This window comes from Herbidospora solisilvae (genome assembly GCF_009901565.1).
In the GTDB taxonomy this organism is placed as follows: Bacteria; Actinomycetota; Actinomycetes; order Streptosporangiales; family Streptosporangiaceae; genus Herbidospora; species Herbidospora solisilvae.
In genome coordinates this window covers 55,827-72,559 of sequence record NZ_WXEW01000001.1, presented here as the reverse complement: position 1 = coordinate 72,559, position 16,733 = coordinate 55,827, and the positions used below count along the sequence as shown (strand labels likewise).

At 68.0% G+C, this 16,733-nt stretch carries 13 protein-coding genes and 1 pseudogene; 6 read left to right on the top strand and 8 right to left on the bottom strand.

Annotation, left to right across the window (positions count from 1 at the left end; translation table 11 throughout):
* Positions 1 to 39 precede the first annotated feature (39 nt).
* Positions 40 to 255 (top strand): hypothetical protein, encoded by a 216-nt coding sequence (locus GT755_RS00235; protein ID WP_161477660.1) that lies wholly within the window; start codon positions 40 to 42, stop codon positions 253 to 255.
* A gap of 127 nt (positions 256 to 382) precedes the next feature.
* On the opposite strand, the gene GT755_RS00230 is transcribed toward GT755_RS00235, so the two are convergent.
* The 3 genes from GT755_RS00230 to GT755_RS40870 are packed head-to-tail and all read right to left on the bottom strand — an operon-like array spanning position 383 to position 10,272.
* Positions 383 to 697, bottom strand: a complete 315-nt coding sequence (locus GT755_RS00230; protein ID WP_161477659.1) for a hypothetical protein — start codon at positions 695 to 697, stop codon at positions 383 to 385.
* A 7-nt stretch (positions 698 to 704) separates the two neighbouring features.
* Positions 705 to 7,277: a polymorphic toxin-type HINT domain-containing protein gene (locus GT755_RS00225; RefSeq protein ID WP_161477658.1), complete on the bottom strand. Its 6,573-nt coding sequence runs from the start codon at positions 7,275 to 7,277 to the stop codon at positions 705 to 707.
* Positions 7,278 to 7,293: 16 nt separating this feature from the next.
* Complete coding sequence (locus GT755_RS40870) at positions 7,294 to 10,272, bottom strand: LamG domain-containing protein (protein WP_161477657.1); 2,979 nt, start codon at positions 10,270 to 10,272, stop codon at positions 7,294 to 7,296.
* 21 nt (positions 10,273 to 10,293) lie between these two features.
* On the opposite strand from GT755_RS40870, the gene GT755_RS00215 reads away from it, so the two are divergent.
* Positions 10,294 to 10,491 carry a hypothetical protein gene (locus tag GT755_RS00215; RefSeq protein WP_161477656.1) on the top strand — a complete coding sequence of 66 codons (198 nt, stop codon included), beginning with the start codon at positions 10,294 to 10,296 and terminating at the stop codon, positions 10,489 to 10,491.
* A 554-nt stretch (positions 10,492 to 11,045) separates the two neighbouring features.
* Here the strand turns inward: GT755_RS00215 and GT755_RS00210 are convergent.
* From GT755_RS00210 to GT755_RS00200, 3 genes are all read right to left on the bottom strand, one after another.
* Positions 11,046 to 11,393, bottom strand: coding sequence for a hypothetical protein (locus tag GT755_RS00210; protein ID WP_161477655.1), 348 nt, complete (start codon positions 11,391 to 11,393; stop codon positions 11,046 to 11,048).
* 4 nt (positions 11,394 to 11,397) lie between these two features.
* On the bottom strand, positions 11,398 to 12,225 hold the full coding sequence (locus GT755_RS00205; RefSeq protein WP_161477654.1) for a hypothetical protein: 828 nt from the start codon (positions 12,223 to 12,225) through the stop codon (positions 11,398 to 11,400).
* Positions 12,226 to 12,366: 141 nt separating this feature from the next.
* The gene (locus GT755_RS00200; protein ID WP_161477653.1) at positions 12,367 to 13,443 is read right to left on the bottom strand and encodes a serine hydrolase domain-containing protein; all 1,077 of its coding nucleotides are present in this window, start codon (positions 13,441 to 13,443) and stop codon (positions 12,367 to 12,369) included.
* Between GT755_RS00200 and GT755_RS41515 the strand changes: the two genes are divergently transcribed.
* The 4 genes and pseudogenes from GT755_RS41515 to GT755_RS00185 all read left to right on the top strand — a co-directional run bounded on the left by GT755_RS41515 (position 13,379) and on the right by GT755_RS00185 (position 15,346).
* Complete coding sequence (locus GT755_RS41515; protein WP_407929395.1) at positions 13,379 to 13,765, top strand: IS3 family transposase; 387 nt, start codon at positions 13,379 to 13,381, stop codon at positions 13,763 to 13,765. The two genes, GT755_RS00200 and GT755_RS41515, sit on opposite strands and share 65 nt — an antisense overlap.
* Positions 13,648 to 14,067: pseudogene (locus GT755_RS39065) on the top strand (DDE-type integrase/transposase/recombinase); the annotation flags it as partial. The gene GT755_RS41515 and the pseudogene GT755_RS39065, both read left to right, overlap by 118 nt.
* A 34-nt stretch (positions 14,068 to 14,101) precedes the next feature.
* A complete protein-coding gene (locus tag GT755_RS41510) occupies positions 14,102 to 14,284 on the top strand; it encodes an IS3 family transposase (protein WP_407929394.1) in 183 nt (60 codons plus the stop codon).
* Positions 14,285 to 14,875: 591 nt separating this feature from the next.
* Positions 14,876 to 15,346, top strand: coding sequence for a hypothetical protein (locus GT755_RS00185; protein ID WP_161477650.1), 471 nt, complete (start codon positions 14,876 to 14,878; stop codon positions 15,344 to 15,346).
* Here GT755_RS00185 and GT755_RS00180 read toward each other — a convergent pair.
* Together GT755_RS00180 and GT755_RS00175 are read right to left on the bottom strand one after the other, a co-directional pair.
* Complete coding sequence (locus GT755_RS00180; protein WP_161477649.1) at positions 15,343 to 15,492, bottom strand: hypothetical protein; 150 nt, start codon at positions 15,490 to 15,492, stop codon at positions 15,343 to 15,345. The two genes, GT755_RS00185 and GT755_RS00180, sit on opposite strands and share 4 nt — an antisense overlap.
* Before the next feature lie 481 nt (positions 15,493 to 15,973).
* Positions 15,974 to 16,729 (bottom strand): hypothetical protein, encoded by a 756-nt coding sequence (locus GT755_RS00175; protein WP_161477648.1) that lies wholly within the window; start codon positions 16,727 to 16,729, stop codon positions 15,974 to 15,976.
* Positions 16,730 to 16,733: the final 4 nt, after the last annotated feature.

Here is a 16,733-nt window from a genome sequence, read left to right as displayed (position 1 = left end):
CAGGGCGGCTGAGAATGACAACACCATGGTTGCCGGTCGATGACGCTCAGAACCGGGCACGTCAGGCGACCCAGAACCGGTGCCTGGCGGGCCGCCACCGCGCTGGTGGCCGGCCTGGTGATACTGACCGTCGGGCGCAATGACGCCCTGCTGGCGGCGGGGGCGCTCAGCCTGGCCATCGCCGTGCTGCTCGGCGCGTACGCCTACCGCCACCGCTACCAGGCGCACGGAGGGTCAGTGCAATGTGGCATATAGAAGTCCGAGCGGTCGGCGATCGGCGCCCGTACCAGAATGTCGGTACCCTGCACGCCGCCGCTTTCTTTCCCGCATTTTTGGATCCGCCAAGAAGTGTGGCCGGCAGAATCCTGCCGGCCACACTTTACTATCCCTCGGATGTCCAGTATCGCGAGCCTGCCTCAGGGGCGGGCCGTAAAGCCCAGTCGGATCGGTCTGCGTCCGGACTCCAGGATTTCACCTCTGTGTAGAGAATCGCCATGGCCCAGTAATGGGGTAGCTCGTGATAGACGAGACCGTTACCGAGATCATCGTCATTTGACATGTCCTGACCGTCCCAGAAATGGTTGATCCGGGCGATGGCTTCGCTAATGGATATTCCTGCCAGCTCGGTCATCTCGGCCGCTATATCGTCGATGTAGGCTTCCATCGTCGATGACGTGGCCATCAGATACCTGCTCATCGCTACCTTACTGAAGGGCTCTGTCGAGCATCGGTCCAGTGTTCCTGAAGAAGGTCACCTGATTGCCGATCCATATGGGTGCGGCGCCGCCCATGAAGGCTTTGGGATTCGCAAGCATGGGGCCTTCGACCATATCGTAAGGCAGGTTGGTGCCACCTCCACGATAGTGCCTGACGAATTCCGCGAGAAGGGGACTCGGGCCGGAGAAGGTGAGTGTGGTCAAACCTTCGAGCTCAGAGGTCGGTACACGGAAGTGGAGCACTTCTCCGCCGGGATACCTTTTGTCCACCCAGCCCTGTGCCTGGCTGCGGAGACGGGTGGTGTAGAAGCCGTCTCCGAAGTCCCTCGGGCGGGGTGCGTAGGCCGGGTCTACGCCATTTGCGCGAATGGCGGCTGCGCCCTCTCTGCTGGTTCCGTGGTAGAGGTCGATCGCGTCCCCGCAGTTGTGCACGAGAACTGGCGACGAGCCGGCGAGCACGAAATACGTGTGGAAGTCGGCGACCGTCAGGTTGTGGACCCGCTGAACGGCCGCCCGTTCAGCCACCTTGGCGACCTGAACATGTGTGCCCGCGGCCGTGTGGAGCAACGTGCCCACGGTCAGGTTCTCCGCGGGCACCCACTTCTTGAGAGCGGGTGCCCAGAAAGGGTGACCGGCTGTCGCGGTGATGGTCTGTCCGCCGTCGACGGTGATGTCGACCAAGTCCTTGCTGCCGGTGCCCGTGACCAGCGCTGTGACCGGCTTGCCCTCCACCTTTCCGGTCGCCGTGTCACCTGCCAGGACCTCGTCGCCAAGTTGGATGTCGCTGATCGACTTGGTGGCGCCACCAGTCAGCAGCACCAGGGTGGCGGGGGTGAAGCTGTTGGTGGTGCAGGAGGTCGCCGCCCGGGGTGTCGGTGCGGCCGGCGCGGCCCGGACCGGAGATTGGCGGAAGGCCGCTCCGATCTTGCCCGCACCAGCGCCGATCAACTTGCCGATTCCCAGGCCGAGCAGGCCTTCGCCCGCTCCCCACGCGGCCGAGGTGAGCGCGTCACCCAGGCTGTCGATCTGCCCGCTCATGCCGTCGGAGACCAGGCGTCCGGCCATGCCGCCCAGCACCGCGCAGCCCACCGCGCCCGCACCTGCGGTGACCGTGGTGCACAGGGCGCCGACGCCGATCGACACCGCCGTGGAGATGATCACGGTTTTGTGTTCGGCGATCCACTGGCCGGCGCTGCTGATGACCGAGCGGGCCCTGCAGCCGAAGTCCCATGTGCCGCAGCCCGCCTTCGCCGCCGGGCGGGCGGTGTAGTTGCCGATCGGTTTGTAGTCGGGGCGCGAGGTGACCGGGCGGCCGGCCTTGCGATCCGCCGTGTCCTGCTGCCAGCCTCGGTAGCCGCCGTTGCGGCCGTTGGCGTAGTCGTCGGGGATCAGGCCCGTGGGGTCGGAGAAGGTGACCGGCGAGTTGGCGGCGTAGCTGTAGCCGTTCATCTGCTGCGGGTCGCTGGTGTCCAGCAGCGGGTCGACCGACAGGAAGCGGCCGGCGCGTGGGTCGTATTCGCGCGCGCCCAGGTGGGTGAGGGAGGTGGAGGGGTCTGCGGTGCCGCCGACGAAACCCTTCTCGTTGGCCCACACGACGGTGGTGGCGTCGCGGCTGGTGCCGAACGGGGTCTGGCGGCGGACCGCCGTGGTCTGGGCGTCGGTGGCGGTGACCGATGCGGTGGCGGTGCCCTGCATGTCACCGGCCAGCCAGGTCACCGTGCCGAGCACGCGCTGGGCCACGGTCTGCCCGCCGTGGATGTAGAAGCGGGTGCAGGTGGTGGTGTTGGTCGCCGTAGTGAGGCGGATCTCCTGGTCGGGGAGGTAGAGGGTGGTGCCGGTCGGGTCGCGGCGGATGAGCCGGTTGCCGTCGGCGTCGTACAGGTAGCTGGTGACTCCGGCCGTTGTGGTGACCTTGGACAGGTGGCCTTCGGCGTCCCAGTCGAGGGTCTGCTGCGGGTCGGCGCCGACCTTGCGGGTGATGGTGTTTCCGGCGGCGTCGTAGGTGTAGGCGTCGCCGCCGCTGATCGCGGTCACGCCGTGCGGGCGGGGCGAGCCGGCCGACGGGTAGGAATAGGTGCGGGTGGTGTCACCCGAGGCGGCGTGCTTGACCTCGGTGGTGCGGTTGCCGGTGACGTCGTAGCCGAAGCCCGTCCAGTACGGGGCCGGGCCGCCGACCACCGACTGCGCCGGGGTGGCCGCGCAGTTCTCGGTCCCCTGGGCCCACGCTTCGGTGAGGCGGCGCAGGTAGTCGTACTGGAAGCACTGGGCGTCGGTCGTGTTCGCCTTGTCGGTGATCGAGGTGATGTTGCCGGCGGTGTCGTAGCCGTAGTTGAGGTCGCTGACCATGGCGGGGGCGACTTCCCGCTGGGTGGTCAGGCGCTGGACGCGGTTGGTGCCCTCCTCGTAGAACCACTGCCGGACGGTCTGCTTGGCGGTCGTGCTGGTCCGCATCCGGATGAACTGCGGCTGGCTGAGCTTGTCGTAGCGGGTCTCGGTGACGTAGCTGGTCATGCCGCCGGTGGTGAGCGGGTTGCCGAGTTCGTCGTAGCCGGTCAGCAGCAGTTCACGCGGCAGGCCGCCGGCGGCGGGGACGGTGTACTGCGCCGTCGTCCCGTCGAGGTTGTAGCCGAAGGCGTACTGGTAGGTGCCGGCCAGCTTGGTGCCCTCGGCCGACGGGATCACCACCGACTGGGTGATCGGGCGGTAGGCGTCGTCGTAGGAATCGACCTTCGTCACATACGGCTGGCCGCCGACGTAACGGGTGGCGGCCGTCTGGGCGCCCTTGAGCAGGGTGTCGTAGGTCCAGTCGGCCAGTTTGGTCGATCCGTTGAACAGGCCGGTCTTGCGGCCAAGCGCGTCATAGGTGTAGGTGAGCGTGGTGCCGCGGGCGTCGGTCGTGGAGGTGAGCTGGTCGAGGTCGTTGTACGTCGAGGTCGTGGTCCCCTTGTCGGGGTCCTCGTCCTTGGTCTTCCGGCCGCGCAGATCGTAGGTGTACTTCCATTCGTTGCCGGCGGCGTCGGTCACGGCGGCGAGCTGGCCCGCCGGGGTGTAGCCGTAACGGGTGCGGTCGTAGCCGACGCTCTTGTGCTGGCGCAGTTCGGTGGTCAGGCCCCGCGCGTCGGTGTAGGTGGTGGTCGGCGTGCCGCCCGCCGGTGGGGTCACGGTGACGTGGTCGCCGCCGTAGGTCGTGGTGGTCTTCCACTTCTCCACGTTGCGCACGTGGAACGCCGACTTGGTGACCCGTCCGAGGCCGTCGTAGGTGGTGCGGGTCTGGGAGGGGATGTCGGTGTCGTTGGCGACGTTCCACAGCGTGGTGGCGGACGCCTGGTCGTTGAAGTAGGAGGCGTTGGCCTTCACGGCCAAGCCGCGCGAGTTGTAGAAGGTGTCGGTGATGACCCGGCCGCCGCCCGGTGCGGGGGCCTGGGTCTGGCGCGGGCGCAGCAGGCCGTCGTACAGAGCGTGGCTGGTGGTGTAGGTGGCGTCGTTGCGGATGGTCTGGGTGGTCACCGCGACGGGGCCGTCGGTGCGGACCAGGTAGGTGTACTTGACGCTGGGCGAGTTCGGATTCGTCGACTTGGGCCGGATGGGCGGCCAGACTTGCGTGGTGCGGCCGAGGCCGTCATAGGCGACGTCGGTGCGCTTGTCGTTGGCGTCCACCGTCGCCGTGACGGTTCCCCACGCGGGATTCAGGTCGGTCGTGGTCACATGACCTGCGGGATTGGTCACGGTCGTGCGGCTCACCAGGCCACCCGTGGCGTGCGTGTAGGCGGTGGTCGTCTTGTTCGAGGCCGAGTCGGCGACCTCGGTGGCGCGACCGTAGGCGTCGTACACCGTAGTGGCGACCGTGGTGTACTGCGGTCCGCCACTCCAGCCCGACAGCCGCTCGGTCTTGGTGACGTTCCCCCAGGTGTCGTACGTCGTCTTCGCGTCGGAGATGAGCTGGCCGGGGCGCGACGGGGTGGTGGCGCACGCGACGGAGACCGTCTCGACGCGCGACGGCGTGTCGATGATCCACTTGGTCTCGTCCCGGACGTAGGTCGTGCGGGTGCAGCGGTCGTCGGCGGCCGTGGACGTGTCGCCCAGGTCACTGACCTCGCTCGGCAGGCCCTCGTCGGTGAACGCCGTCCGCGACTCGGTGCGCCGCCAGCCGCCCGCGCTCAGGGCCGTGCGGGTGCGGGTCTTGGCCGTGCCCGTGACGTAGGCGTGGACGGTTCCGAACGATCGCGCGCGGGTCGCGGTCGGGCCTCTGGACCACGGGTCGGTGATGACGCCTTCCACGACGTCGCCGCCGGGGCCGCTGTAGGTGATCGACTCGCGGACCGTGCCCTGCAGCCAGGGCTTGTCCTCGACGGCGACGCCCTCGGAGTCGGTGACCGACGCGTTCCGCGTACCGGAGGAGGTCTTGTCGCCGTCCATGCCGCGGAAGTACAGGGTCTCGCTCATCGAGCGGGTCTCGGTCGACTCGCCCCCGTACACGCGGACCTTCTCATAGCCGCGCCACTGCGACCACGTCTTGTACTTGTCCTTGGTCAGGCCGTCGTCATCGTCGTAGTGCCAGGCCGCGCCGCCGACGTACTCGTACTTCGTGGTGACGAAGGGAGCGCCGCCGGTGTTGTCGACCTCGCTCACCCCGGTGACGACGTACTTGTGGAACCAGTCGCGGATCGGGTCGGTCTCGCCCTCGGGGGTCCAGTACTGGGGGAAGCACCGTCGGGTGTTGCTGTCGGGCGCGGGCAGGGATCCCGGGGTGCAGTCCTCGCCGGAATAGGTGACGGACGTCTGGCCGCCGGTCTCGTTCACGATCGAGGTGAGACGCCGCTTGGTGAACGGGCGCACACCGCCCTGGTCGTCGACGCGGTTGTGCATCTGCGCGCCGCCGAAGGTGACGGCCGGCAGGGTGACCGCGGTGGCGCCGGGGGCCTTGCCGGTCTGCTGGACGGAGTCCAGCCACAGCGACGGGGTGGTGCCGTCACCGGCGGCGGGGAACAGGTGGGTGAGTTTCCAGGTGTCGACGTCGACGTAGTCGGTGCCCGAACCTGAGTACATCTGGGTCGTCACGCTGGTGAGCCGCTTGCGCGTCCAGAAGCTCGGCGACGTCTTGCCCGTACAGGTGGAGGGGCAGTTGAGGTCGGCCGGGGTGTCGGGCCACTTGGTGGCGTTGGCGGTGGTGAACTTCGACTCGGCGCAGTCGAAGTTGCCGTCGGGCAGGCAGCGTTCTGCCATGCCGAAGACGACCCGGGCGGGGGCCTGGGCGGTGAACAGGGTGCCGGAGCGCTGCGCATAGTCGACGCGGTCGAGCCAGCCGCCGCGGTCGTAGGCCGTCACCGTCGACAGGTTGCGGTTGTAGTTGTTGGTTTCCTTGGAATACCAGTACGTGGCGGCGTTGCCGTTGGGGTCCACGACGTAGTCGAGGTTCCACCGCCACGCCTGCCGGCACCAGTCCTGGGCGTTGCACGGCTCACCGGAGTCGTCGCCGTAGACGGGCACCGTCCACGCCGAGGCCGTTTCGGGCTTGCCGCTGGTCCAGCCGGGCAGCCGGTTCAGACCGAAGAAGTACTGGGTGCCGTCGATGGTGGTGAGCTTCCAGTGCTCACCGTCGTTGTCGCCGTTGCCGTTGGTGGTGCTGGTGAGCTTCTCGACCTTGGTGCCGTCGTCGCTCTTCATCCGCCACTCGCCGGAGGCGTCGTCGCGGATGAGCTCGCTCGCCTTGCCGGCCAGCGTCACGGTCGCATTGTCGTAGGCCCAGCACAGGTCGCCGTTCCTGGGGGTGACGCCGTCGTCGGCGCAGGAGCGGTAGCGGCGCTCAATGAAACCGCCCGACTGCAGATCCCACCCCTCACCGACCACGCTGGGCTGGTTGTTCGTGGACGCCGTCAGCCCGTCGACCTTGGAGGAGCTGTAGGTGAGCGCGACCTGGGGCATCGGGCCGCCCAGCCCCGGCGGGGTGCGCATCGGGTACGTCCAGGTGAAGTCGCCGGTCGACCCACCCGCCGTCCACGTCGCCGACGGCGACAACGAGGTGGCCGAGTAGTCGCCGGAGGCGCCGCTGGGTCCCGCGGTCAGCGCGTAGACGCCCGCGGTCAGATTCTCCGCGCTCACCGCCTTGGCCTCGGTGTCGTTCTCGGCGGGGACGGGCGTCTCGACCTGGCATTGCGCGGCTTGCGGGGTGGTGGCCGCGCAGTCGGGCAGCTTCACCAGGCGCAACCGTGAGGCCCAGTCGGCCCCATAGGCGTCTTCGACCGCTTCGTAGCCCAGGCTGACCTCTCCCGCACCGGACGCCCTGACCAGGGCGCGGGCCGTGTCGGCCAAACTGATCGGCTGGGCCGCGCCCTCCACCTTCACCGTGCCGGCGATCGGCTTGGGCTGCCACGCGGCGCCCTTCTCCGGGTCGGGCGCGGCGGGGCGCGCCTTGAACTCGGCGCCGTCGACCGACGGGGTGTCCTTCGTCTTGATCGGTTCCGGTGCCGCCGACGTGGCGGTGGCTGGAGGTGCCTGTAACAGCCCGGCCACCAGGACGGCGGCCAGCGGGGCGGCCACGCGGGCCGTCCAACGAAGGTTCACTGCTCGTTTCTCCATGTCAGAAGCCGAAGAAGAGGTTGATGACGTCCTCGTCGGAGAGGGCGCCGGTGTACACATGCGCGTCGTCCAGTTCGCCCAGCCACGGGGAGGCGGACGCGCCGGTCAGTTTGGCCCGGCCGATCTGGGTGGCACCGGTGGCGTTCCACGTGCTGGTGCCCGAGACCTCGGCCACCTTCTGGTTGTTCAGGTAGAGGCGGAGCTGGGCGCGCGGGTGGTCGTAGACGCCGACGAGCAGCGTCCACTCGTCGGCATCGGTGGGCCACTGGGCGGGGTCGATCGCGGCGCTCACGAAGGCCGCTCCGTCGGTGTCGGAGGCCGGGACGTCGAAGGACCACTTGCCGCCCCGGAAGCCGAGGGTGAACCCGCTGCGGCGGGAGCCGTCCTGGCTGAGCGCGGTGTTCGTGGTGCCGAAAGCCGACCGGCGCACCCACACCGCGGCGGAGAAGCTGCCGTCGGTACGGGTCATGAAGCTCGACGCCGCCGCGTACTGGCCGGAGGAGGGAATCGACAGGGCGTTGCCCTCGTGACCGTCAGTGGTCCAGCCGGCGCCGCCGTACAGGGTGGCGGTGCGGCCGCTCTGGCTGGTGGAGGTGGCCGCGCTGGTGCCGGCGCCTTCGTTGAAACGCCAGAACACCTGATGTTGTACGGGGCGGTTGACCAGGTCGGCGACCTCGTGGGGGTAGACGATCCGGTCCCAGACGCGCACCTCGTCGATCATTCCGGTGAAGTAGTTGCCCAGAACCCCGTCGATCTTCATCCGGCCGACCTGGAAGTCGCCGGTGGCGTTCCACGGTGTGGTGAAGCTCGGCTGGGTGGCCTGAAGGCGGCCGTTGACGTACAGGCGTAACTGTTTGGCGTCCGGGTCGTAGACGCCGACGACGTGCTCCCAGGCGTTCTGCCGGGCCGGTGCGTCCGAGACCGCCTTGACCGGCTGGACGCCGTCGGCGTCGGAGGGGCGGCGGCCGAAGGTCCACTTCTGGTCGCCGTGGTTGTAGTAGAGCTGGAAGCCCGAGGCCCGGTTGCCGTTCTGGGAGGCGATCGTGTTGACGTGCGTGTCGTTGGTGACCTGCGCCCAGGCGGCGACCGTGAAGGCTTTGCCGGTGTCCAGCACCGTCCCACTGCTGGACAGGTAGCTGGAGGTGCCGTTGAGCTGCGCGGCCTTGACCGACCGGCCGCCGGTGAAGGTGACCCCGGTGGCGTTGAGGGTACGCCCGCCGATCGCGTCGGCCGCGGTCGGCGAGGTGTTCGCCTCGTCCATCGACCACGACGACACCGGGCCGTCGACGACGAAGGACACATCGAAGGTGTAGGTCGCGTACGGGCCGGCGTTCCCGGCCGCGTCGATCGGCCACACGTACACCGCGTTGACGAAGTCGCGCGGCGGGGCGATCAGCACGCTGACAGTGCCCGAGGGGGCCTGCACCCGGCGGCGGGCCGACAGGTCGTTGACCGCGTAGTCGAAGGCCACGACGTCGGTGTCGCCGGACGCGCGGGTAAAGGTGAAGCTGCCCGGACGGCCGACCCCGCTCAGCTGCGGCTGGTCGGACGGGTAGGCGGCCGAGGTCACGGTGGGGGTGTCGGCGGGGACGACGGTGTCGACCCGGAACTCACACCACGGGCTCCATGCGCCGCCGTCCAGGCCGTCGTAGGCGCGGATACGCCAGGCGTACACGCCTCCCTGCGTCAAGCCCGTGAGCCCGACCTGATGGGCGACCGGGTCCGCCGAGGCAACATAGCTGGTGTTCTTGACGTAGAGGTCGGTCCAGGCGCCGCCGGAGTAGACGTTCACGTCGAACTCGGCACGCACGCCGTCACCGGTCTTGTCCGGATCGTAGATCTTGGCCCGCAACGTCGGGGTCAGCGTGCTGACCGCCGGACGCGAGGTCCCGGTGACGCAGGGCGTGCCCGGGACCGTGGCCATGGCCGCCGGGCGACTCGGCACACTGTTGTAGTCGATCTCCAGCGAGGCGGAGGTCTGGTCGAACCCCTTCCATCCGAAGGTGTCACTCTCGTTCCCGGCGATCAGCCCGAAGGTGGTGTCCTGCTGCCCCTTGGCGGCCGAGTCGACCACCGCCGCCGTCGCCTCGAACGCGAGCGGCCCCGACGGGCACGAGGAGCTGAACCCCTTGGCGACGTTGAGCTCGTCGAGCTTGCGCTTCATCGTCGGCTGCTTGGACCAGGTGGTCGACTGCGAGATCGCGCCGGTGTGCCAGAACTCGATCGGCCGGGCCGAGCACGACCACGACCACGTCTCATCGATGCGGAACGTCGCCTTGATGACATGCTTGCCGACCACCCGGTCGGTGTTCATCCGGTAGAACGAGCGTCGCTTGACCGACCCGTCGTAGGTTCCCGCCTCCGATCGGTGCGACAGGTTCCACCCGGTATAGGACCCGTCGGAGGACACCATCGCCCACGCCAGCCGGGAGCCATTCCACTCGGGGTCGATGTAGATCGGATACCGCACGCCGGGATCGTCCAGGAGCGCCTTGTCCGGCGTCAGCGCGATCGACGCGGTGCTCACCGAAGTGGCCATCGTGGCCTGCTTGCGCCCGCTGGCATCCCACATGCGCGGCGCCGGGGAACTGAACAGCACCGCCCCGTCGGCGACCGCCTCGGTGACGCCGTCGGCGGCCTTACGCAGGCTCACCCCTTCGGTATTGAGATCGAATCGCAGCTGAGTCAGCGCCGTATCGGCCGCGGCCTCGGCGTTTTTGACGACCAGCAGTTCGGAGAATCCGGTGACGGTGGCTGTGATCTGAAGGTCGACTCCGGGCAGCACCTCGGCGTAGGTCGCCACTGGCCCGTCCAAGCTCGGCGTCGGGAGCGTTCCAGGCCACGACATGCTCAACGACCGTCCATCGGCGGCAGCGATCGTGGCCAGCGGGCCCGTGCCTCCCCCGGAGAAGGCAAGCTCCACCGCAGTGGCGATGGGGGCGACGCTGTTGTCCGCGCGCCGCTCCAGCGTGGTGTCCACAGCAACCCAGTCGCCATCTTTGTGGATTCGGACAGGCAGGGCGCTGACCTGCATGGTGAAGGTGCCATCGGTGTTGGCGTAGAGAGTCTGGGTCTCAGATCTGGCGTCGATCACCTCGACGCGCTCGCCGGTACGCTGCGCGAGCGCCGATGCGACGCCGACATCGCCAGCCGGGTCGGCGTGCGCAGCCTGCGGCGCTATGAAGGCAGCGAGAAGTAGCCCGATTGCGAGCATGGCAAGGCCAAGCCTCAAAGAAGGACTCCAGAGGGAGGGGAATGAACCAGGTCCCAGAACAGGGCCGGCGGCAAGATGGCCGCGCACAGCTAACAAAACCACCGCACCCGATGTCAAACATCACCTAAAGCAGACATAAGTGCCATATCTGCCATGAGCTGCGCGATCATTATTTCTTGGTGAGAGGCGAGGTAAGGTAAGCGTCACTTGAGCGATAGGGGTTTCGACGGACTCCGGCGGCGCTCGCAGGGCCTTGGTTTCGTGACGCGATGCGGGTCAATTCACCGCGGCTAGGTAAGTCAACCTTCGGAAGTCTGCCTGATTCCACCAGGCTGCAGCAGTGATTATGATGCGCCCACAATAACGGAGTGAAGCTTACAGAATCGACGAACATGCCCCGCCCTCGGCACTCCAAGGAAGAACAGGGCCTGCGGCTTCTCCCAAGCAGATGCACCACTTCATCTACTGCTTCGCGGCGGGGGGCCTGGCCTGAGACCCTCGAGGACGGTGGTGATCGCCAACCGGATCATCGACACCTTCTACCGGTCGATGAAAACCGGCCACTGGAAACCGGTGGGCCATTTGGGGCCGGAATAAAGCTCTGACGGCAAATTGAAAGTGCGTCCGGAGCGGCTCGTTCTCCAACTACTTCGCCGCCAAAGAGGACGCCGTCCTCTACGACGAGGAACGACGATGTGATCGGCCTTCAAGACCCACCACACCTGCTCAGCTGTGGCGAGCGGCAGCAGGGTGCTGGTCAGGAGGGCGGGGTTGAGCATGACGGTTTCGCCGTTGGCGCGGCGCACGCGCAGACCGTAGAGCATGTCGTTGTCCGGCACGCTGGCCCACAGCTCGATGGGGTTGAGCGCGACGCCTTTGCTGACCACGGTCTCAGTGATCCCGTCGTGGAAGTCGATGAGCAGCTCGGTTCCGGGCGCGCCGCACTCGGCGAGCTTGCGGACGTGCCGCGCCCCCGCGGGCCCAAGCCGTGCTGGAGATCAGGGTGGCGGCCAGTTCGTCGGCGTCGGGCAAGCAGGCGAGCTGGTAGCGGTAGTCGTCCGGCTTGGGGTGCGTCAGCAACTGGTGGGTCACCGAGAGATGGGCGGCCAGCTGGCCATAGCCGGGGCTGATGGGGTCTGTCCCGCGCCACAGCCAGTCGGCCAGGCCGCGCTCCAGACCCAGATAGCGGGCCAGCGCGCGGCCGGCGATCTCGCCGTCGGGGAAGATCCGGCCGATCGTCAGCGGTCCGGCGGCGGCCTTGTTCAGACGCCGCTCCCGGGCCTGACGACGCCGCTCGGCACGCCGTTGTTCCTCCAGGTGGACGCGATCGTTGTCGGCATGGGCGGTGGTCTTCAGGACCTGGTCGCGAGGAACGATGACGGAACGGATCGCGATCGTGACGCGGCCCTCGCGGGCTGCGGTGGTCAGAGCGGGAAGGTCGAGCCCGGTCCAGGCGTGCTCCTGGATGAGATCGGCGTGGTGGACGAAACGCACCTCCACGAGGCCCTGCCCGCCTGGGGTGCCGACATCGGGGTCGGCCACCAGGCCGCGGTGCGCCCGATCTCCGTCGACGATCCATACCGAGTCGTCTCGGCTGATCACGGGGGCCTGCTCCAGGACCATGTTGGCCGCTTCCGCATAGATGTTCAGGGCGTCGCTGATCACTCTCAGGTCGCTGGGCCGGATGCCGGTTTCCGCGTGCTCGCCCGGGGTCTGCATCTGCGTCCTCCCATCAGTCGCTGGCGCGGGAGGACTGTTTGGCGCTGGGGCTCGCCGTCCAGACAGGCGGTGGCGTTCCGCCGCCGGTGACCGGCCGGCCCGCTTCATCGCCGACCTGGGACGGCGCCTGTAGCTTTCATGTCAGGGGCAGAAGGCGGCTTCGATGAACTCCTCCACCGGTTCGTCCAGTTGATTGGTGTCGGCGAGGTTCAGCGACATACTCACCTGCGTGGTGGCCTGGCGCGAGGACCACGCCTGCGTCCGGTAGCCGGGGAACGAGCCGGTATGCCCGTACCTCAGCCCCGCGCAGGGGGTCTTCGTCCCGATGACGCCCAGCCCGTAGGGCCGGTCATCAGTGACCTCCAGCATCTGTTTCAGCAGCTCGGCGGGGAGCAGGCGGCCGGTCAGCAGTGCGGCGTAGAAGGTGTTGATGTCGGCCGCAGTGGAGATCATCTCCCCTGCCGGTCCCGCCTCGGCCGGGTTCAGCTCTGTGACGTCCTGCGGCTCCCGCCGGCCGGAGAGGGGCGCGTAGTGGTGAGCGTGCGGGCCGGGGATGGCGATGTTCTGCCCCGGGAGAATGGTCTGTTCCAGCCCGGCCGGGGTGATCACTCGCTGCGTCAGGTACGTGCGCCATGGTTGGCCGGTCACCTTCTCGATGATCAAGCCGAGGATGGCGTAATTGGTGTTGGAGTAGGCGTGCTCGCTGCCCGGCGTGAATGCCAACCCCCGGGGTGCGACGCTCGCCACCAGATCGCGCGGCTCGGGATCCGTCGCGCGCAGCTCCTGCGGTGTGGAGGGCAGGTCGCCCACGTAGTCGGCTATGCCGCTGGTGTGATTGAGCAGGTGCCGCACCTTGACCTTGCCGCCGTCCGGCAGGAGTCCCGGCAGGTGGGTCTCCACCGTGTCCTCCAGCGAGAGGCGCCCGTCGGCGACCAGCTTGAGCACCCCGGTCGCGGTGACGGTCTTCGTGATCGACCAGGCACGGAACCGCCCGTCCGCGACCGGAGGAGTCTGGCCGCCAAGTTCTGCCTTTCCGCTGGACAGCCGGTAGGTCCGGCCCTCATGGCGGACTTCGGCGAGCACGCCGACCGCTCCGGCTTCGACGATCGCGTCCAGGCGTTCCTGGAGGAGAGATCGGTAAGCCTGGAAGGACATGGGGGTCGTCGCGGCGGAGCAGCCCGTGGCCAGGGTGAGCGCGAGTATGAGCAGTAGGCGCATGCTTCAGTGTCGAGGTGATCGCGGAGGACACACATCCGGGATTGACCTGAACACACCCTTAGGTGAGCATTTCCGACTCGTGATGGTGAAGGCCGCGCTTCTTCGGCAAGCACCTGCCCCAACGTTGAGAACAAGGCGAACGCAACACCACCTGCCCGTGGGCGCGCCGCGTATCCACGCGGCCCTGCGACGAGAAGGTGAGCCGTGTGGCCGCCGCCGGGTGGCCCGGCTGATGCGCACGCTGGGATTACAGGGCAGGCACCGCAGGCGCCGGCAGATCACCACGATCCCGCCCTCGACGCGGGCCCGCGGCCGGACCTGATCGGCCGCCACTTCCAGCCCGACCCGGACGGGATCGACACCCGCTGGTGCGGCGACATCACCTACATCGCCACCGATGAGGGCTGGCTGTATCTGGCCACCGTCATCGACATCGCCTCCCGCCGGGTGATCGGCTGGGCCACCGCCGACCATCTGCGCACGTCGCTGGTCGCCGACGCCTTGCAGCACGCGTGGGATGAGCGCCGCCCCAACGGGCCGGTGATCTTCCACTCCGATCGCGACTGCCAATACACCAGCGCCGCCTACGCCCGGCTCGCCGACCAGCTCGGTATCCGGCTATCGGTCGGCCGCCGGGACCAAATGCTGGGACAACGCGGTGGCCGAGTCCTTCTTCGCCACGATCAAAGGCGACCTGCTGGACAGCCATCGCTGGCCCACCCGGGCCGCCGCCCGCACCGCGATCTTCGAATACATCGAGAGCTGGTACAACCTGCACCGACTGCACAGCAGTCTTGATTACCGCAGTCCCGCCGAGTTCGAGGCCACAGCCACGGCCTGATCACCACAAGTGTCGTGTCCGTCAAAGCGAAGCAAGCTCACTGGTGAGACCAGTAGCGCCCATGCATTCGCGCAGCCGACCCGCGCCGGGCGATCGCATGGCAGTGACATCAACTCTGCGCTGCGGTGACAGAAACTTTGCGCCGCAGGGTCAACAATTCGGCGTCAGGACCAAGGACTGGGCTTGAGCCGGCGCCGGCCTCCGCAGAAGTCCGTCAAAAAGATCGCGGGTGCAACGAGTGACCTTTGATGCCTACTTATGGCCCTGTGGAGAGCTGTATCTCGGTCAGGCGCGCATCACAAATGTCACGAAGAATGACATACGGACGCCGGGGCAGGGCCTGCGCTCAGCGCGAGTGACAGAAATTCGGCGTTCGTAGTGTCATTAATTCGGCGTTCCACGCCCGGCTGGCGGGCCAGGTGGCCTTCGAGAGCTCCGTGGCGCGCGACTGGGGAAGATCACTAATATGGGCACGCCGGGCATTCCTCGCGTCTCCGATGGAACCCCGCACGTACGCGGCCCTGGCGATCACGTCACGGCTGGTTTCGGGTGAGTGGGTCATCGCGAGGGTTCAGGCCCGGGGAGCGGCACGTGAGCGAAGTGAGCAAGATCGGCATCTGGTTCTGGAGCATCGTCGCTGTGGGCGTGCCCGCCGCCTGGATCGGGACCGTGGCGGTCGCGCCCTTCTTCTCCGACCGCGTCGTCGAGGTGGACGACGCGGTGCGGGGCGAGATCGCGGCCGGCCTCGGCATCGTCGACATGTACGAGGGCGGCACCAACGGAGCGGGAAGAATCACCTTCGAGGGCGAGTTCATCGTGCTCAGGACCACAGTGGGCCGGCAGCTCGACACGATGATGAAGGCCGGCTGGACCCGGGGGCACTCCTACGGGAACCTGGTGTCCGGCCGACTTAATACCCGTGCTTCGGTCGAGCCCCTGACGGTCTTCATCGAGGCGCACAGGGAAGACTTTCTCGGGCATGGGCAGGCGGCAGACCGATTCGCCGGGAGCATCGCCGATCCGGAGAACCACGTCGTGGTGTCGCTCGACTCGCTCGGCTAGACGCTCAGCAGCATGAACCGCTCCAGGGACGACCAGCCCGCCAGGAGCAGGAACGGGATCGACAGCCAGGCCAGGTGGCGGCTCCAGTACCAGGTCCCGACCGGGCCCCTGACCCGGATGATCTCCCGGATAATCAACAGCAGCACGAACACCGCCAGCGCGATCAGCCCGTATGGCGTCCACGGCGTCTCGCCGATCCGGAACGGCGTCCCGCGCAGCTACTGGGCGATCCGGCCGGTCGGCTGTTCCTTCAGCGCGTAGACGGCCGCGTCGTCGTTCCAGACCAGGGTCTCCAGATCGGGGTGCTGGGCCAGCGACACCCGGATCTTCGGGCCCAGTCGGCCGGGTAGTTGGCGTCGATCTCCAGCGACGCCTGGCCGTCGACGAGCGCAGTCCGCGCGATACCTGTCTCGCTAATCCCGCAACTCAGAGAAGGTCCCCCAGGACAGGGCTTCCATCGCGGGTGTTGCGGCCGTGGAAAAAACGCGCGGGAGGGGCGCGCCTGTCTAGTCCCACGTTCAAGGCGCCCGCCAGCAGAGGAGCAGCGACGGGCCCGCGACCAGCACGGGCGCGGCGGGGTGAACAGCAGCGGCGCGCCGGTGGCGCTCCCGAGCGTCGTCGCGGTGATCAGGCGCAGCACGAGAGGCGCCTGTCCCTTGAGGTCGGGCCGAGTGTCCCGCCCGGGGCGGTCTTTTCGCGTTCGCCCGCGATGACGGCGGTCGCGATCTGCCGGTTGACGACCGGTGCCATCGCGGGTGAGGGATCGGCGAGGATGCGGGCGATCTCCGGTTCGTCCAGGAAGGGCGCCCGGGGGTTGAGGTAGGCGGGCGGGACGATCGCGTCGGGCAGCGGGTCGACGATCTTGAAGACGTAGCGGGGAGAGCGCAGCCATCCGGGTGGGACGAGGGATCCGCTGAGCCTCTCCCCCAGGGCCAGGCAGCGGGCCTGGAGCTCGGGCAGGCTCAGCTCGTCGCGCACGCCCAGCTCCGCCAGGAGCGGGTCGGGCGCCGAGGGGTCGGCGCCGGTCCGCTCGTCCACCTCGGCGAGGTCGAACTCGGTCTGGACCACGCCGTCGACGGCGTACATGACGGCCCCACGGGCTTCTTGAACATGGGCCGGGGCGTGCGGGCCACGCCGAGTGAGAGTGAAGCCCGCCGAGGTCAGCGTGTCGATGACGGCGTCGGCCCGATGGGTGAAGACCTGGACGGCGTCGCCCGAAACGGAGAAGTTCTCCACGCTCGGATCGGCGGAGATAAAGACGACTCCGCCCTGAGGGTAATGCTGCTCGACGATCGCGACACCGAGTACCGTCTCCAAAGTCCGGGCCGCGTCGCGGGCCGGTTGGCCGGAGGTGAAGTCGAGGGTCTGCCACGTCCCGTCCATGGGT

What these genes read in the sequence shown, in the direction of transcription:
- GT755_RS00205 (WP_161477654.1), bottom strand. Translation starts at nt 12,225, where the DNA reads ATGCAGACCCCGGGCGAGCACGCGGAAACCGGCATCCGGCCCAGCGAC.
- GT755_RS41515 (WP_407929395.1), top strand. Translation starts at nt 13,379, where the DNA reads ATGGGGGTCGTCGCGGCGGAGCAGCCCGTGGCCAGGGTGAGCGCGAGT.
- GT755_RS00175 (WP_161477648.1), bottom strand. Translation starts at nt 16,729, where the DNA reads ATGGACGGGACGTGGCAGACCCTCGACTTCACCTCCGGCCAACCGGCC.
- GT755_RS00200 (WP_161477653.1), bottom strand. Translation starts at nt 13,443, where the DNA reads ATGCGCCTACTGCTCATACTCGCGCTCACCCTGGCCACGGGCTGCTCC.
- GT755_RS00235 (WP_161477660.1), top strand. Translation starts at nt 40, where the DNA reads ATGACGCTCAGAACCGGGCACGTCAGGCGACCCAGAACCGGTGCCTGG.
- GT755_RS00230 (WP_161477659.1), bottom strand. Translation starts at nt 697, where the DNA reads ATGAGCAGGTATCTGATGGCCACGTCATCGACGATGGAAGCCTACATC.